The organism is Trueperella sp. LYQ143 (assembly GCF_046599595.1).
GTDB lineage: Bacteria > Actinomycetota > Actinomycetes > Actinomycetales > Actinomycetaceae > Trueperella.
The window spans coordinates 1-15,367 of sequence record NZ_JBKIWR010000015.1 but is presented as its reverse complement, the minus strand read 5'-3'; the positions used below and the strand labels follow the sequence as shown (position 1 = coordinate 15,367).

Here is a 15,367-nt window from a genome sequence, read left to right as displayed (position 1 = left end):
ACATGCACAACACCAAGCTGATATGTGTAGCAATCATATGTATGTCCACGCCATATTGGAGGGCTGACTGTGGATATGTGGAGGTGAATGTTTGCGGCGAAACGTCTATAGCAGTGTTTCCTTGCGATATGTCGAGCATGAATATTGGCGGTATCCACACCTTTAGATACCGCCAATATAGACAGGAATTAGTTGTGTTGCTACAAGTGGAAGCCGAGTAGTAGTGGGCCTAAAACAACGGTAAAGAGGGTTACAAGCACAATAGCGATGATATTCAGCCAGAATCCTGCTTTGACCATGTGGGAGATCCTGAGGTATCCCGATCCGTAAGCGATAGCATTTGGAGGTGTTGCCACTGGAAGCATAAATGCGCAAGTGGCAGTGAGAGCAACAGGAATAACGAGAAGTTGCACGTCAACACCCATTCCTACCGCAACTGCCCCGATGATTGGCAGGAATGCCGCGGCGGTTGCCGTATTGGAGGTCATCTCCGTCAGGAAAACAACGATGGCTGCAACGGCAATTACGATGATAATGACGGGCAGACCAGCCAGATGGGAAGCGACTGAGCCGATCCAGTTCGATAATCCTGATTTACCAAATGCGGCAGACAGAGATAGACCGCCGCCAAACAGCAGAAGAACATCCCAGGGGATTTCCTTGGCGGTTTCCCAGTCGAGAATGGCGACGCCTTCTTTGGGCTTGGCTGGAGTAATAAAAAGAACGAGCGACAGAATCATTGCGATGGTGGAATCGGTGATCGGTCCGTCGGGCCACAGGGTGGGGATGATAATCCACGATAAAGCGGCTAAAACAAAAATAGCTCCGACGATTTTCTCTTGTGCGCTCATCGGTCCCATCTTTTTTAGCTCGTTCTCGATCAAGGCGCGACCGCCAGGCAATTCGTCAACTTCAGGCTTGAACAGGCGAATAAGCAGTTGCCATGTGATTAGAACAAACAGCCATGCCAGCGGTGTAGCAAAAAGCATCCACTTGCCAAATGACAGCACAATACCGTGGTTATCTTGCAGGTAGCCACGCAGTAGCGCATTTGGTGGCGTGCCAATCAAGGTAGATAGTGAGGCGATGGAGGCGGAATAGGCGATTCCAAGCATGAGGGCAATGCCGAAATTCGAGTTCTTTGCCGTGTTGCCCTTTCCGCTTTCTGCGCCGACCGTCGTCAACACGGAAATGCCGATAGGTAACATCATGACGGCGGTTGCGGTATTGGATACCCACATGGAGAGAAAGCCGGTTGCCACCATGAAGCCAAGAATGAGGCGCTTGGGTTTGGTTCCGACGAGAAGCACGGTCAAAAGTGCAATGCGTCGGTGGAAATTCCATCGTTGCATGGCTAAAGCCAGGAAGAAGCCACCCATGAAAAGGAAGATGGTGGAGGAGGCATACGGGTTGCCTGCGTCGCTAAATTTCATGACCCCTAAGACGGGGAATATGGCAACAGGAACAAGCGCGGTGGCGGCGAGGGGGATGGCTTCCGTCATCCACCATACGCCCATGAGGACGGCGACTGCGGCAGTGGCAGAGATGATATGACCGCTTGTTTTTATCTCTTTCTTCGCTAAAGTCACTAGGAGGTCTTCGGATAATTCCTTGGGGAATATGACGTAGACGACGAGGGCGGCCGCAATTCCTAGGAGGATACCGCCGATGTGACGTAGCCACGGACGGCGAGTGGGCATGATGGCGTCATCGTGATGATCGAGAGAGCCGGCGGAGACGGTGGAGTCTTTGTGTAGGACGGGAATACTCACGCTCGTTCCTTTCTGGTGTGATGGAGCGACGCTGGTGCACAGAGGGGCGACGGCCCAGATTCGACGCTGAATCAAGGCCGCCACGTTTTATGACGAGCAAGCGTTGCTCGCGCATTGCTTGCAAAGTATGAGCGATAGCAATGCGCCTTAGCCTGCGTGCTGCGGGTCACAGATACATTGCCGTGATGTGTCTACCTTATGAAAAATCCGATAAAGAAAAAAGCCTTGATGTCAAGATGTTATGAAATTGTTATAAACTTGCGGCTTTGCTAATAATGCTCGCTGCTACTTGGCGTTGTGTTGTGTTTAGCTTGGAAGTGAAGCGGTGGTGTTGCCTGGTGCTGGCTTAAAACGGTGGGAGATAGGAGCTAGTTGACCTGGCTGCCTGCGTAGATCTTATTTTGATGGCGTATGGAGTGTATTAGCTGGGTATTTGTGCGATCTTTCCATGGGCTATGACGAGATTGTTGCACGGTTTGATGTTCTTATCTTGGCGGGTGAATGGCTCTAATGCGGGTGTGTTTATCCACCCACGCGCTCCATTTCTTAGCCTTTGACCCCTGCTTCTGTGTGCAACTGCGATGTAAATATGGCTAATCGCGCCCTGTTTGCCAAATTTTGGGGAGTGTAGGACATTTTATGTGGGTAGGATTTAGTCTTGGGTGATTATGCTTTTTTATCGGATTTTGCCGCACCCCGCACAATGCGATTCGAATACGGCTTTGGCTCTATATCAACGAAAACCCCTCTCAGAAAGATGAGAGGGGTTTTGCGGCGGAGACAGAGGGATTTGAACCCTCGAGCCGCAGTTGCGCGGCTACTTCCTTAGCAGGGAAGCGCTTTCGACCGCTCAGCCATGTCTCCATGCAGAATCAAGGGTATCGGATTATATCCGTCACGCATAATTCTGCGGCGGAGAGTGGGGGATTCGAACCCCCGATGCGGGGTTGCCGCATAACGGTTTTCAAGACCGTCTCATTCGGCCGCTCTGACAACTCTCCTTATTGGGAACACTCCCGTGCCAGTGTTGGAATCATGACGATTCCGCGATAGACACCGTAAAATTCTGGCACGTTATACCTAGTAAACGCAACTAGATCTAAACCCACCTCAAGCAACCTCACATATACGCTGGTTAATCACATTCTTTGGCAAGCGCTCAAGCGGCAAAAAGAACGCTGGTAAACGCATGGCTTAAGAATGTAAAACGCGCACTCGACCGGCACAAGAGTAACGGAAATCTGCGCTAAAACGTTGCCAGTAGGGCAGGCGGCTTATGCAAACTCTTTAAGGCCATAGGCATGACCTTAAATATTCATAAAACAACTCCGTCAGCGGGCAACTGTCGTCAGCCCTTAATTCCCGTGATGGTCTGTCTGCCTGCGTATAGAGCACTCTTTTTGGACATCCAGCACCCCACGCCGTACCAAGTACATATCCCGCCCGCTAAACGGACAATGCCATCCACAACGTAACCTCCCGTCAACATGTGAAAAACAGGAGGAAAGCACGGCAAGGTGGTAGGAAAAGGCGCCAGCAAAGTAAAACTCAAGACCAGCGCGGTGATCCGCTAGAGCTAACCTCAGAGCAGAGTCTCTAAGAACTGGGCAAGCCCATCTTCATCAACTGGTGGGCAGACGGTATTGGCAGCCGCACGCACATGCGCAATAGCATTCCCCATAGCGACGCCGACCTCAGCCCAGCGCAACATGTCGCAATCATTATCAGAATCCCCCACCGCAATAGTGTGATGAGCCCCGACAATATCCACAACATCTTGCAGACCCACAGCCTTATTGATGCCTTGAGGCGCCAAATCCATCCACGCTGACCAGCCAATATTGTAATGCACCCCAGGAAGCCCCAGATCCTTAACTGCATCCAACATCTCTTCAGCGCTCATGGAAGGAGCGCGAACCGTCACGCGCGTTGTCAACGGCACGACCAGCTCTTCAACAGGGACGATCGTCGTTTCCCCATTTAGCTCTCCCGGCGGGAATGGGCCAGTAATGCGAGGCGTCGTCGTCAGGGATTCCAAAGCCATCAACGCTTGAGGTAGCGCCTCGTGGATAATGGCAATTTCCTTACTGGGATCGAATGTGTGGGCACGCACGAGCCGGACGTCAACCAGATTATTGCGTGCATGGGCAGCAATCTCTTCGGTGGGCACGGGGGAGTTCTCGCCAATTGCCAAGATAATCGCACCATTAGCCGCGACGGCAAACCCGCACTCCATTCCCAGTTTTTCCAAGACGATCTGGGTGCCCTGAATTCCTCGTCCGGTCGTGACGACGATATGCGTACCAGCAGCAATATGGGCTTGAATGGCATCCCGCACACGCTCAGAGAGCGAGGTGTCGTGGCGCAAGATCGTCCCGTCTGCATCCAAACCGATGACGAGATCTGATCCCGCGTGAATCCCCTGGGCGACCTGCCGCCAATCGACTTGCGAACTCTTGGCGGTTACATCCGACTCTGAGGAGAACATATTCTCAATTCCCATATCTCACACACCTGCAATGTTGATTCACGGACGGTAGTGAATACGCGTCACGCAATCGGCTCAATAAGGTCACGGCCACCAAGATAGGGGCGTAACGCTTCGGGAATATACACCGATCCGTCAGCGTTCTGGTAGTTTTCCAGCATTGCCACTAGCCAACGCGTCGTTGCCAAGGTGCCGTTTAAGGTTGCGACGGTGCGAGTGCCAGCCTCGTGGCGCTCGCGAATCTTCAACCGCCGCGCCTGGAATGTCGTGCAATTGGAGGTGGATGTGACCTCCATAAAGCGCTGCTGGGATGGCAACCAGGCTTCACAGTCAAATTTTCGAGCAGCAGATTGCCCGAGATCGCCAGCGGCAACGTCAATAACCCGATAGGGTAGCTCGACTTTTTGGAGCATCTCCTCTTCCCACGCCAGGAAACGCGCATGCTCATCCTCGGCGTCTTCAGGGCGGCAGAAAGAAAACATTTCTACTTTATTGAACTGATGGACGCGGATAATGCCGCGCACATCACGCCCATGCGAACCGGCTTCTCGGCGATAGCAACTCGACCATCCGGCATAACGCAACGGACCGTCAGATAAATCCACAATTTCATCGCTGTGATAGCCAGCCAACGCAACCTCAGATGTTCCAGTGAGGTAGAGATCATCTGCCGGCAAATAGTAGATTTCGTCGGCGTGTGCGCCAAGGAATCCAGTCCCGCCCATCACTTCGGGCTTGACCAAAGTCGGCGTATTCATCAGAACAAAGCCATTTTCTTGCGCTTGATCGGCAGCCATCGTCAGCAAGGCCAACTCTAACCGAGCGCCGATACCGCGCAAATAGTAGAACCGCGCCCCCGAAACCTTCGCGCCGCGTTCCATATCGAGCGCACCGATTCCTTCGGCAATATCGAGATGGTCGCGAATCGGGAAATCCATCTGGCGGATCGTACCCACTTCCCGCAGCACCTCGAAATCATCTTCGCCGCCAGCGGGAACGCCATCAATAATAAGATTCGGCAGTTTGCTCATCGCGGCTTCAAATGCGGCCTTTGCTTCGGCAGCTTGGGCTTCAAGGACCTTGACCTCTTCAGACATTTCCTTTGCACGGGCCAAGATAGCGGGCCGCTCTTCGCTGCTCGCTTTACCAATTGAACGAGAGAGCTCTTTTTGTTCAGCGCGGCGATCTTCAAAGGTCTGTAGCGCGTGACGGCGGAGAGAATCGGCCTCGAGGACGGCGTCCACATCGGCTTCGTTGGCGCCGCGCGCCCGCTGGGAAGCTTTCACGGCGGCGGTATTGCTACGGATAGTCTGAATGTCAATCATGAAACCAGAATAGAGCGAAGCGGGCAGAGGGGCAATTGCGGCCGTAGTACGGAAACCGTAGCGTATGATGTACGCCATGATGTGGCTATACGTTGCGGCGGTCCTGGGAGCGCTTTCTCTCGTCACTGTTGTTATCTTGGGGCTTCGCCAGCGGGCTATGCGTCGGGAACTACAGGATATGCACCGACGCTTGGCGGAGCTGAAGAATGACGTAGCAAGCTCGCAGCCGGAGTGCACCCCAGCACTGACACGTGATAACGCCGATATAGCGCACATATCCTCAGCAGAGCCAGAGCTTCCGGCGGAAAACAATGAAGACCATGCTCATGTAGTACGACCGCCCGGGCCGATTGTCGTGGTGTATAACCCGACGAAAAATGTTGATTTTGACTATATTCAGCGGTTGCTTGCGAGGGTGGCAAATGACGCCGGTGCGGCCGATCCTATATGGATTCCGACCACGCAGGAGGATCAGGGTCATGGTCAAACCCGGCAGGCTCTCGCAATGGGCGCTTCGGTGGTGATCGCTGCCGGTGGCGATGGCACGGTACGTAATTGCGCGGAGGTGTTGGCTAAAACGGGGACGCCCCTAGGCTTGCTCCCAGTGGGCACCGGAAATCTGTTGGCCCGTAATCTTGATCTGCCGATCCATTCTTTGCGGCGGATGGCACAGATTGCGATCACCGGAAAAAATGGGGCTATCGATGTGGGCTGGATTGAGATTCCCACACATCGTCCGTTTGTTTCGGGGAATACGAATTCTGCAGAGGAGACGAAAGACGTCAGCCATGATTATCGCTGGCAACATCGGGCTGCGTCGGGAAAATATGCGTTCTTGGTGATGGCCGGTATGGGCTTTGATGCCGATATGATGGCCTCGGCTGACGAGTATTCGGAATTGAAGTCGAAGATCGGCTGGCTGGCTTATGTGCGGGCAGCGCTACCGCATTTGCTTGCCCCGAAAATGCGGGCCCGTATTCGGACTGGGCCAGATACTCGGGGCGTAACGGTGGACGCACGGACGATCATGCTTATGAATTGTGGCGAGCTCGTTGGCGGCATGATTCTCGATCGGCACACCACTCCCGATGACGGGTGGCTAGAGTTGGCGGTTCTCGACACTCGTCATGGTTTGATTGGCTGGGCAGATGTCGCTCGCCAAGTGGGATTTAATGGTATTGGTTTACAGCCAGTGCAATTGCCAGGATTTGAGAACTCGGGTGAGATAGACGTTCATCGGGTGGCGCGTGCGCAAATTGAGGCTATGACGGCGCAGCGAGTTCAGGTTGATGGCGATGTTTTAGGGTATTCTCGCCATATTCGCGCCTATATTGATCCTGCGGCGCTACTTGTGCGAATGGGATAACAGGTGCTTTATAGGCGGCTCTGTGGCGTGGCTAGCAGTAACAGATAGATATGGGCGTGCGCCGGATCGGTAAGAAAACCGCGTAATACGCTTCGACAGGGAGCGCAGGGAACGTCGGTAAGAATAACGACGAAGAAGACCGACGGAACGACCTGTAAAGAATGTTGGTAGAGGTCGGCGCGGAATACTGATAACAACTCTTGCGCAGAGTGCTCTGCCAGCAAAGCCTGACGGGAATAAACAAGACGCCGGCAAGAAAAGATCAACTTATCAATGCGCGGTAAGGAATAAGTAAGCATTTCAGTACAGCGCAATACTAGAGCAGCGCAAGCACGGAACTGCCTGCCGCGCGGATACAGAGCTTGCCTGACCACCTGCCTGCCTAAGAGGCGGTGCAAGTGTGTTTAACCGAAATTCTCTCTCAATTCTCTCAACCCAGCTTTTCCCAGCCGGATAGGTAAGGAGAGATTATGAAAACGCAGCAGGCTAGCGACTGCGGTTAAGCAGGTTCTCTAACCAAGCTCGTGCAGAAGCAAAATCTTCGTCTGCCGTACCAGGTTGAGGGCGGATATAGTGCCGATCTGCCGTCGGATATGAGCCCAGGAAAGTCACCTTCGGGCATACTCGGTGGAGTCCGCGCAAAACAGCTTGAATTCGCTCATCAAACAGATGACCTTCGGCGTCAATAGAGAAAGCATAACGCCCCAAGGAATCCCCCACCGGCCGTGATTCGATTCGCGACAAATTCACACCCCGCGCAGAGAACTGCTCCAGCATGGTGAGCAAAGCGCCGGCTTCGTCGGTTGCCAACTGGACCATTAGCGTGGTCTTATCTGAACCTGTGCGCTCCGGCAGTACCCCAGCCCGCCCAATCAACACAAAACGGGTGACTGCATCCGGATTATCAGCGACGTCACTCCTGAGAGACTCCAAGCCGTACTGTTCGGCAGCCAACGGAGAAACAAGCGTCGCCTGATAACCAGGATCCCCGTCAGCAGCCAAACCTGCCGCGCCAGCAGCCGTAGATGAAGCGGGTAGGTGAACAACATGAGGCAGATGCTCCCCCAGCCAGCTACGACATTGACTCCATGCCGCGTTATGAGTAGAGATATGGGTGATGTCTGCCAAGGTTGTGCCAGGGCGCACCGCTAAAGTGAATGTAATATTGACGAGCGCTTCGCCATAAATCAGTAAATCTGACCCAGCCGCCAACGTGTCTAGAGTGGCATTAATGCCTCCCTCAACGGAATTTTCGATAGGTACGACGGCATAATCCGCCTGACCCGAACGCACCATTTTTATCGCTCGTGGGGAATCAATAGCTGGAATATGAATGGATTCGCTCTCAGGGCTAAATTCATTAAGCGCTTGCTGAGTGAACGTTCCACGCGGACCAAGAAAAGCGAAACGAAGCTGAGACATGGCGCTATTCTAACGAGGAAAGATACGTGCTGCCCGATTGCCCACAACCAAGATAGCTGCCTGTCACATTGGATAACTGCGGGAAGAAAACTAGGCTACACAGTATGAAAGACGGGACGCAGCGCTATGGTGCATGGTGGGGAGTGTGGGGACTCATTGTACTGACGCTTGCCGCTGTGATTATCACCCCGATAGTGATTCCGAGTCGTAGCACGGAAGATCCGACGCGCAATGACTCCGTAGTTGTTATCGGAATGTCGGGTGTGCCCTGGTCAGGTGTCGATGCGCGCACTCCACATTTGGCGGCTCTCGCCCAGGCAGGGGCAATCGCCAACATTTCTGTGCGAACCTCTGCAGTAACAACCTGTGCGGATGCGGGATGGTTGACTTTTGGGGCGGGAACTCGCGCTCGCGGTTTTGCCTCAGATGATGCGTCATGCGCGCGGGCAAATGAAGTCATGGCCACGATAGATCGCTCTCTTGAGCAGAATTCAGCGACCGGCAGTGACCACAATAATTCCCATACGTCAGATGCCGTGCCGGTGCCGCCCGCACAAGGGCACGGGCAAGACAAAGCGATGGGCGGCTCGTCGGATATAACTCAAAACGACCAGGCGAGCCAAAATACGGGGCAGAACTCCCAGACGAGCCAAGATAAGAGCCAAACTGCAGGGCAGAATACGGGCACGTCATCGAGTACGGAACCCATTGCGCAGTGGGTAGAGTTGCAAAAACGCAACCGTGCCAGCTCTTTCCATCCGCAGCTCGGAGTGCTCGCCCACAAGATAATAGACGCAGGATATAGCGTTGCAGGGGTTGGCCCAGGAGCGGCTTTAGCATTAGCCGATCATGAGGGGAATCCTCTCGGTCCAATCCGTTCCAGTGGGCTTGTCGACGGGGTAGCGAGCAGTGCCGCAGAGGCCTATCGGCAGGTAAAAGCCGCACATCTCGTCGTTGTTGATCTTGGTTCGGCCTACAAAGATTCCTCCCCAGGTAACGTCGTAACGGCAGCCTTTATCCCTCCAGGTGATATTTCTACGGCAACGCGAGCGGCAGTGAGCCGCATAGATGCGGAGCTAGGTCGGGTGTTGGCAGAGATTCCTGCGGGAACAGATGTGATTGTCATGTCTGTTGGGGATGCCGATCGCACCACCTCACGTCTGCAACTGTATGCTTCTGCTCGCGCTCCGATCGCGCCGGTAACAGGCGATGATATGGCTGATATTGACGATATAGAGAGCCAATCGGTAGCGACGTCGCCAGCTACTCGCCAATCGGCGTTGATCCGCAATGTTGACATTACGGCAGAGGTGTTAGCCCGTTTCGGAATCTCTGCTTCCGGCGACATTGCCGGGACGCCAGTGCGTTACGAAACTGGCGGCACATCCATCGCCCACCTGGAGGACGTCAGTGAACGAGCTGTGATGACTCGTGGATGTGTGGGGCATTTTTACACGATATTTATCGTTGGCGCGGTGCTCGCTATCGTCAATACGGCACGCACGATTCGCCGGCGGCGTTTAGGTGCTCATCACGTCCTATCTATGTACTGGGTGGCCGCTTTGCCAGTCTCGTCGTTCCTGATGAACCTGGTTCCCTGGTGGCATGCACAGCGCTATGCGGCAGTATCGTTCTTTGCCATGCTTTTCGGTTGCGCCACCGTACTAGGGCTTATTGCCTTGCGGATTGGCTGGCGCGAAAGTCGCTATGGGGCAACGTTCCTGGCTGCGATAACCGCGCTGACGATTGGAGTGGACGCCTTGCTTGGCTCTCCGCTACATTCCATCTCAGTGTTGGGCGATCAACCGCAGTCGGGCGGGCGCTTTTACGGTATCTCTAATGCGCCATTCGCTATCTTTGCGGTAGCTATGCTGTTAGTGGCGACGCAGGCTGTGCGCGTGTTATCGCAACGGGCAGAGAAGATCAGCGCTCCACTTGGGGTTGGCCTCATCGGTCTTATTGCGGTAATTATTGACGGCACTCCAGCTATCGGTGCGGATTTCGGCGGGGTCCCTCCCTTCATTATTGGTTTCGCCGTGTTTGCGTTACTTGCTTGGGGGCAGAAGATAACCTGGTTGCGGCTGCTTGTGATTGGCCTGGCGGGTGCTGCTGGGGCGATTGGTGTGGCGTTCCTGGATTGGCTGCGTCCTGCTTCGTCGCGTACCCACTTAGGGCAGTTCTTTGAATCCTTGCGTCGCGGGAAAGCTGCAGACATCGTCCTACGCAAAGCTGACCAGGTGATAACTCAAGTGCCGTGGATCGGATGGCTGGGAGCAGTGATAATGATTGTGCTCCTGGTCATGCAATATCGGATGGTTAAACGTTATGGGGATGGGCGCGTCATCTGGGATACGCAGTTGCGTCGGTCTTTCCTCGCAGGGGTGATCCTGCTGGGGTGCGCCTTGCTAATAAACGACTCGGGAATCGTCATTCCGGTTATCGGTGGAGCCTATATGGCATTGCTGTGGGCAGTGAGCGCGATCTGCAGTAGCCGTTCGCGTATTCCGGTCTCGTTCCACGGCGCTTCTGTCTGATCTGCTACGTCGCTATGCTGAGCATGGTGGAAAGCTGACGGTCAAGGTAAACAGACGGAGTTGGGAACCAGGATCTAATCGGGTAAAACTCGCTTGGGTAGAACCGTAGAATCAAGAATCATCTGGCGGGAAAGTTAAAGCCTGTTTGCCAAAGTGCGGATTTCCCCGTCCTACGTTAAACGACGGTAAACAGCCCAACACATGAAGTTGTGCAGGTGTAGAGCAACCCCTAACACTATGCAGATAGTCCGGTAAATATTAAATAGCTGGCAGGCGGCTGGGCCTCGCCCCCCTCCCCAAAAAGAGTAAAACGCATGCACGCAAGCGGGTGGAGGCTATGTAATCCCTGCTGAGCGAGCGAAAAACAAGTGGGGTTAAGGAGAGGCCTCAAATAACGAGAAAGACGCAGAAGCGCCACGCAGATCGACCTAACCGAAAGAGATATATCACCAGTTAACCAGGCAAGGCTTTGCAGCCCAGTAAAAAGAAAGTCATACATACAGCGTCACAAAAGAAACGCGATACAAGCGAATAAAGAACAAAGCGTGTATAGGGGCCTGTAATCTGCCAAAACAAACTGTGCCAAACGGGGAGGAGAAAATAATATCTGCTGATCCTGCGCCCATCTGGCGCCTTACCATCCGAGAGTTAAATAGCCGAGCCGACGCCCGGAATGTAAAGGCTAAATCCCTATTCCCTAATCGCTAGCGAATCTTTTGCTGCCGTCAGCGTACAAAAGCGGTAAAAGGCATACCCGGCTGGGGTGGCGTAGTGTTGCGATTCTTTTTCGGCACATGAATACGACGAAGCCGACGGGACACGACCGCACGGATAACATCGCGATATTGCGTGGCTCGATGTATTTGCCCAGCCAAATTGCGCCCAGAGGCGCGATGGAAGATAGGGCAGGGGATTTCTTGCACCGTAAAACCTTGGCACAGCAGATCAATCGTCATCCCGACCTCGACACCCCAGCCGGCAGCTAAGGGGAAGGCCGCTTCTAAGGCTTCACGGTTTAAGCAGCGCTGCCCGGATAAGGGCTGACGCGGTATCCAGCCGGTGAGCCGCCAGATCCACCGTTTAGCATATCCGGTGACGATTCCATGACCGCCAGCGCCTTGTTGCGGAGGCAGATACGCAATCGTCATATCGGCAGTTCCGCGCACTACCGGCTCAATCAATGCGGCACATTCAATAGCGGAGTCGCCGGTATCTGCGTCGAGAAATAGGACTGCGCGCGGGGGAACTCCGTCAGCATCGCGCATAGCAACCACGGATGATCCAGTTTCCAATGCGGAGGCCTTCCCGTGATTAACGGAATGACGTACCACGGTTGCCCCGGCAGCGCGGGCAATTTCGCCGGTGTTATCGGTCGAGCCGTCATCAACAACGACGATCAGATCAACGCGCGGAATAGCTCGGGCAGCGCGAACTGTTGCGCCAATTCGATCCGACTCATTTTTCGCAGGAATGACAACTGCGACTCGTTCACAATGCACAGCATGATTCTAGCGAAATTTCGTATGGGTAGAGTAAAGATCTCACCTGGCTTTTTACCAGATTCGTTATCTGGGTACTGCGCTATGGTGGCACATTTGTACCGGCTAACTGTTATCCCTAATGTTTGTTTTGCCAGTTAGCCAGTACAGATGTGAATGAGTTATGCGCAGATCCCTAACGCAAGGTGACTTGGCGGGAAATAATCCCGGAGCGGGTACGGCGTTCTTCGGCGGTTAATGGCTCGTCAGAAGCGATTTCGGTAGTCAGCTTCGCGTCAAATTCCGCTAGAGAATCTGAGAGTTCTTCCGCTTCGGTGCCGGGGGCTAGTTCAAAAACGGGAATCAGAAGCCCCATTGCGCGGAATGCCCCAACGAAACGAGCATCATCGAATGTCAATTCGCGACGGTGATGTAGCCGAGCGAGCGCATCGAGGACGCGATCTTCCTCTTCTGAGCGAACGAGCCGGATGAATTCGCGTTGCATTCGACACCAGAAAGCGTGTGGAACCCCAGGAACCTGCCGAGTCGGAATCATCTGCTGTGACATTTGCTCAATAGCTTCGCGCACGCGCGGATCGTCAGCTTCGGACGGATCAACCCAGAAATCGTAGCTATCGCACAGCGTCATGTGTGTTTCGACGGAGGTATCGAGGATGTCCTGTAGGCGCTCGCCTGGTTCAGGCTGTGTGGTCTGTGCCAGGGTTTGCCCCGGTTTGAGTTGTTGGGCTTTGAGTAGGCGATCGGCAATATCAAGTGAAATATCGCCAGAGGACATAACCGTCTGCACGGCCACCAGTAGGGTGCCGTCGGTACGCCGTAATGCGCCAGCCATTCCGGGCAGTAGGGTAACGAGAGTGACCTCATCGCTGCCGTGCTCGGCATTGGTTTGAACGGTCATGGTGGCAGCGGGGATAATCTCGCGCATGGCCACTAATTCGGATTCGAATGGCAAGCCTTCAAAGGGGCGATCAACGTATTGGATACGAACTTTCTTTGGTTTGTCGGCCTTATCGCGACGGCTTTTCTTACCCACATTTCCTCCAGTGATACTCATGACGCGCAGGGTGAATCGAAAGCTGTGGCGTCAACAGCTTTGCCTCAGTATTTAGCTAATTTAATCGACGACGCCGTAAAGACGATCGCCAGCATCGCCCAAGCCAGGGACGATAAAGCCTTTATCGTTGAGCTTCTCGTCAACGGCAGCAACAACGATACGGACGTTGCCCCGATCAGCCAGATGTTCTTCCAATGTGGCGATTCCTTCGGGAGCAGCAAGAATACAAATGGCAGTGACGTCCCGTGCGCCGCGTTCGAGCAGATAGTCGATCGAGGCGATCAAGGTGTGCCCGGTTGCCAGCATGGGATCAAGGACGAAGCACTGACGGTCGGTTAGATCATCAGGGAGCCGGTTGGCATAGGTGATTGCTTCAAGGGTGTCCTCGTCGCGCCGCAATCCTAAAAAGCCCACTTCAGCCGTCGGCATTAGGCGCGTCATGCCTTCCAACATGCCCAGTCCGGCCCGCAAAATTGGGACGACAATGGGCTTTGGTTCACGAATTGCGGTGCCGATCATCGGAGCGATAGGGGTTTCGATCTCGCGGTCAACGACGGCGATCTCGCGGGTGCACTCGTAAGAGAGCAGCATAATGATCTCTTCAACGAGCTGGCGAAAGACCGGACTGGGGGTGTTCTTATCCCGCATCACGGTGAGCTTATGAGCCAACAATGGATGGTCAACCACCTGTAATTTCATAGCTCTAATGTAGCGTGCTGACGGTGGGTCGTGCCACCACCGGAATAGAGGCGGGTACTGCGTATTATGGCAGTGTGTATGAGCGCGAACGCGAATGGTTGGCCATCGCCCAAGAACTTGCTCGGCAAGCTGGTGATAGTGGGGATGTGCCGGTGGCAGCATTGGTCTATGACGAGCTGGGGCGTGAGCTTGGCCGCGGCGTCAATACGCGGGTATGTGATAACGATCCGACGGGGCATGCGGAAATTAATGCGCTACGAGCTGCTGGACGGGCGCGTGGATCGTGGAATCTCAGCGGCTGTACCTTGGTGGTCAGTTTAGAGCCGTGCACGATGTGCGCTGGAGCGATTGTTAATGCACGGATTAGCCGGTTAGTGTTTGCTGCTTGGGATGATAAAGCGGGGGCTGCAGGTTCGGTGCGTGATGTGGTTCGCGATTCTCGATTGAACCACCAAGTCGAAGTGATTGGTGGGGTGTCGTGCCAGCGAGCGAGCGAGGAGCTACGCCAGTGGTTTATTCAACGGCGTGGTGAATAATTGCCATGCCGTTGAGATAAACATCCGTGGCTTGCGGAAATAAGTTTGTGGTTTGCAGTAAAACCCGTAGTGCATGGGATAACGACGTAGAGATGGCGGTATGGAAATACGGTGTGGTGTGCCGTGGTCTGAGGCTGTCGTTTGAATTTTATCGTCAGTTTTATTGTCGGTTGTGAAGTTTTGTATGAGATCTAGGATGGCGTATGTGAGGTCGTAGTAGCTTGACGTGAGATTTTACAGACGCGTGATCTGAGATTTATAGACGCGTGAGGTGAGGAGGAACGCCTTTGGTGGAGCGGTCCGTCGGAACGGACGGGGCGCATGGGCTAGGAAAGTGTTGGAAGAATAGTTGCGGGAGTGAGGGGTGGCATAATCTTCAGTGCTTAATGCGAGTTGCCGATCACATTTTGTGGCGCGCTTCCTTTAGTGCTTGCACAGTTAACGTAATATCGGTAGGCTGTTCCAGCAATATGAGGTGGAGTGTCCGAGCGGCCGAAGGTGCAGCACTCGAAATGCTGTGTAGTGAAAGCTACCGAGGGTTCAAATCCCTCCTCCACCGCGAATGAGCCCCTCTCAGGGAATCCTGAGGGGGGTTTTTCGTTGCTATCAAGCCAAAAAGTGCTAATCAGGGTGTTAGGTCGAGCCTGACGGAAAAAGCCGACAAAAGGTGCA

General features: G+C 54.0%; 11 protein-coding genes and 3 tRNA genes. 4 read left to right on the top strand and 10 right to left on the bottom strand.

The genetic code is table 11. The annotated features are described in order from the left end of the window. Positions 1-200: 200 nt before the first annotated feature. The 5 genes from ACLHIL_RS06645 to serS form a co-directional block, all read right to left on the bottom strand. Complete coding sequence (locus tag ACLHIL_RS06645; RefSeq protein WP_411297176.1) at positions 201-1,772, bottom strand: SLC13 family permease; 1,572 nt, start codon at positions 1,770-1,772, stop codon at positions 201-203. A 775-nt stretch (positions 1,773-2,547) separates the two neighbouring features. Then, positions 2,548-2,636: transfer RNA gene (locus ACLHIL_RS06640), tRNA-Ser, on the bottom strand. 49 nt (positions 2,637-2,685) lie between these two features. Continuing rightward, positions 2,686-2,773 (bottom strand) — tRNA-Ser (locus tag ACLHIL_RS06635). Positions 2,774-3,354: 581 nt separating this feature from the next. Continuing rightward, positions 3,355-4,275, bottom strand: coding sequence for an HAD family hydrolase (locus ACLHIL_RS06630; RefSeq protein ID WP_411297175.1), 921 nt, complete (start codon positions 4,273-4,275; stop codon positions 3,355-3,357). 47 nt (positions 4,276-4,322) lie between these two features. After that, the gene (gene serS / locus ACLHIL_RS06625) at positions 4,323-5,585 is read right to left on the bottom strand and encodes a serine--tRNA ligase (protein ID WP_411297174.1); all 1,263 of its coding nucleotides are present in this window, start codon (positions 5,583-5,585) and stop codon (positions 4,323-4,325) included. Between the two features lie 76 nt (positions 5,586-5,661). Between serS and ACLHIL_RS06620 the strand changes: the two genes are divergently transcribed. Next, a complete protein-coding gene (locus ACLHIL_RS06620) occupies positions 5,662-6,951 on the top strand; it encodes a diacylglycerol/lipid kinase family protein (protein WP_411297173.1) in 1,290 nt (429 codons plus the stop codon). Between the two features lie 8 nt (positions 6,952-6,959). On the opposite strand, the gene ACLHIL_RS06615 is transcribed toward ACLHIL_RS06620, so the two are convergent. Both ACLHIL_RS06615 and pheA read right to left on the bottom strand, forming a co-directional pair. Beyond that, positions 6,960-7,250: a hypothetical protein gene (locus tag ACLHIL_RS06615; protein WP_411297172.1), complete on the bottom strand. Its 291-nt coding sequence runs from the start codon at positions 7,248-7,250 to the stop codon at positions 6,960-6,962. Positions 7,251-7,437: 187 nt separating this feature from the next. Next, a complete protein-coding gene (pheA, locus tag ACLHIL_RS06610) occupies positions 7,438-8,373 on the bottom strand; it encodes a prephenate dehydratase (protein ID WP_411297171.1) in 936 nt (311 codons plus the stop codon). Positions 8,374-8,477: 104 nt separating this feature from the next. Here pheA and ACLHIL_RS06605 point away from each other — a divergent pair, with 104 nt between their 5' ends. Next, positions 8,478-10,907, top strand: coding sequence for a hypothetical protein (locus tag ACLHIL_RS06605; protein ID WP_411297170.1), 2,430 nt, complete (start codon positions 8,478-8,480; stop codon positions 10,905-10,907). Positions 10,908-11,632: 725 nt separating this feature from the next. Here ACLHIL_RS06605 and ACLHIL_RS06600 read toward each other — a convergent pair. From ACLHIL_RS06600 to upp, 3 genes are all read right to left on the bottom strand, one after another. Further along, positions 11,633-12,406, bottom strand: a complete 774-nt coding sequence (locus ACLHIL_RS06600) for a glycosyltransferase family 2 protein (protein ID WP_411297169.1) — start codon at positions 12,404-12,406, stop codon at positions 11,633-11,635. 175 nt (positions 12,407-12,581) lie between these two features. Next, the gene (locus tag ACLHIL_RS06595; protein WP_411297168.1) at positions 12,582-13,460 is read right to left on the bottom strand and encodes a DUF5926 family protein; all 879 of its coding nucleotides are present in this window, start codon (positions 13,458-13,460) and stop codon (positions 12,582-12,584) included. A gap of 60 nt (positions 13,461-13,520) precedes the next feature. Continuing rightward, positions 13,521-14,159, bottom strand: coding sequence for a uracil phosphoribosyltransferase (gene upp / locus ACLHIL_RS06590; protein ID WP_411297167.1), 639 nt, complete (start codon positions 14,157-14,159; stop codon positions 13,521-13,523). 74 nt (positions 14,160-14,233) lie between these two features. Here upp and ACLHIL_RS06585 point away from each other — a divergent pair, with 74 nt between their 5' ends. Together ACLHIL_RS06585 and ACLHIL_RS06580 are read left to right on the top strand one after the other, a co-directional pair. Continuing rightward, entirely contained in the window at positions 14,234-14,695 is a 462-nt protein-coding gene (locus ACLHIL_RS06585) for a nucleoside deaminase (protein WP_411297227.1), read from the top strand. A gap of 474 nt (positions 14,696-15,169) precedes the next feature. Continuing rightward, a tRNA-Ser gene (locus ACLHIL_RS06580) sits at positions 15,170-15,254 on the top strand. The last annotated feature ends 113 nt before the right edge of the window (positions 15,255-15,367 follow it).

Bases quoted from the DNA above. Each gene is read 5' to 3' on its own strand.
- upp (WP_411297167.1), bottom strand. From the start codon at position 14,159: ATGAAATTACAGGTGGTTGACCATCCATTGTTGGCTCATAAGCTCACC.
- ACLHIL_RS06615 (WP_411297172.1), bottom strand. From the start codon at position 7,250: ATGCTTACTTATTCCTTACCGCGCATTGATAAGTTGATCTTTTCTTGC.
- ACLHIL_RS06630 (WP_411297175.1), bottom strand. From the start codon at position 4,275: ATGGGAATTGAGAATATGTTCTCCTCAGAGTCGGATGTAACCGCCAAG.
- serS (WP_411297174.1), bottom strand. From the start codon at position 5,585: ATGATTGACATTCAGACTATCCGTAGCAATACCGCCGCCGTGAAAGCT.
- ACLHIL_RS06620 (WP_411297173.1), top strand. From the start codon at position 5,662: ATGATGTGGCTATACGTTGCGGCGGTCCTGGGAGCGCTTTCTCTCGTC.
- pheA (WP_411297171.1), bottom strand. From the start codon at position 8,373: ATGTCTCAGCTTCGTTTCGCTTTTCTTGGTCCGCGTGGAACGTTCACT.
- ACLHIL_RS06595 (WP_411297168.1), bottom strand. From the start codon at position 13,460: ATGAGTATCACTGGAGGAAATGTGGGTAAGAAAAGCCGTCGCGATAAG.
- ACLHIL_RS06605 (WP_411297170.1), top strand. From the start codon at position 8,478: ATGAAAGACGGGACGCAGCGCTATGGTGCATGGTGGGGAGTGTGGGGA.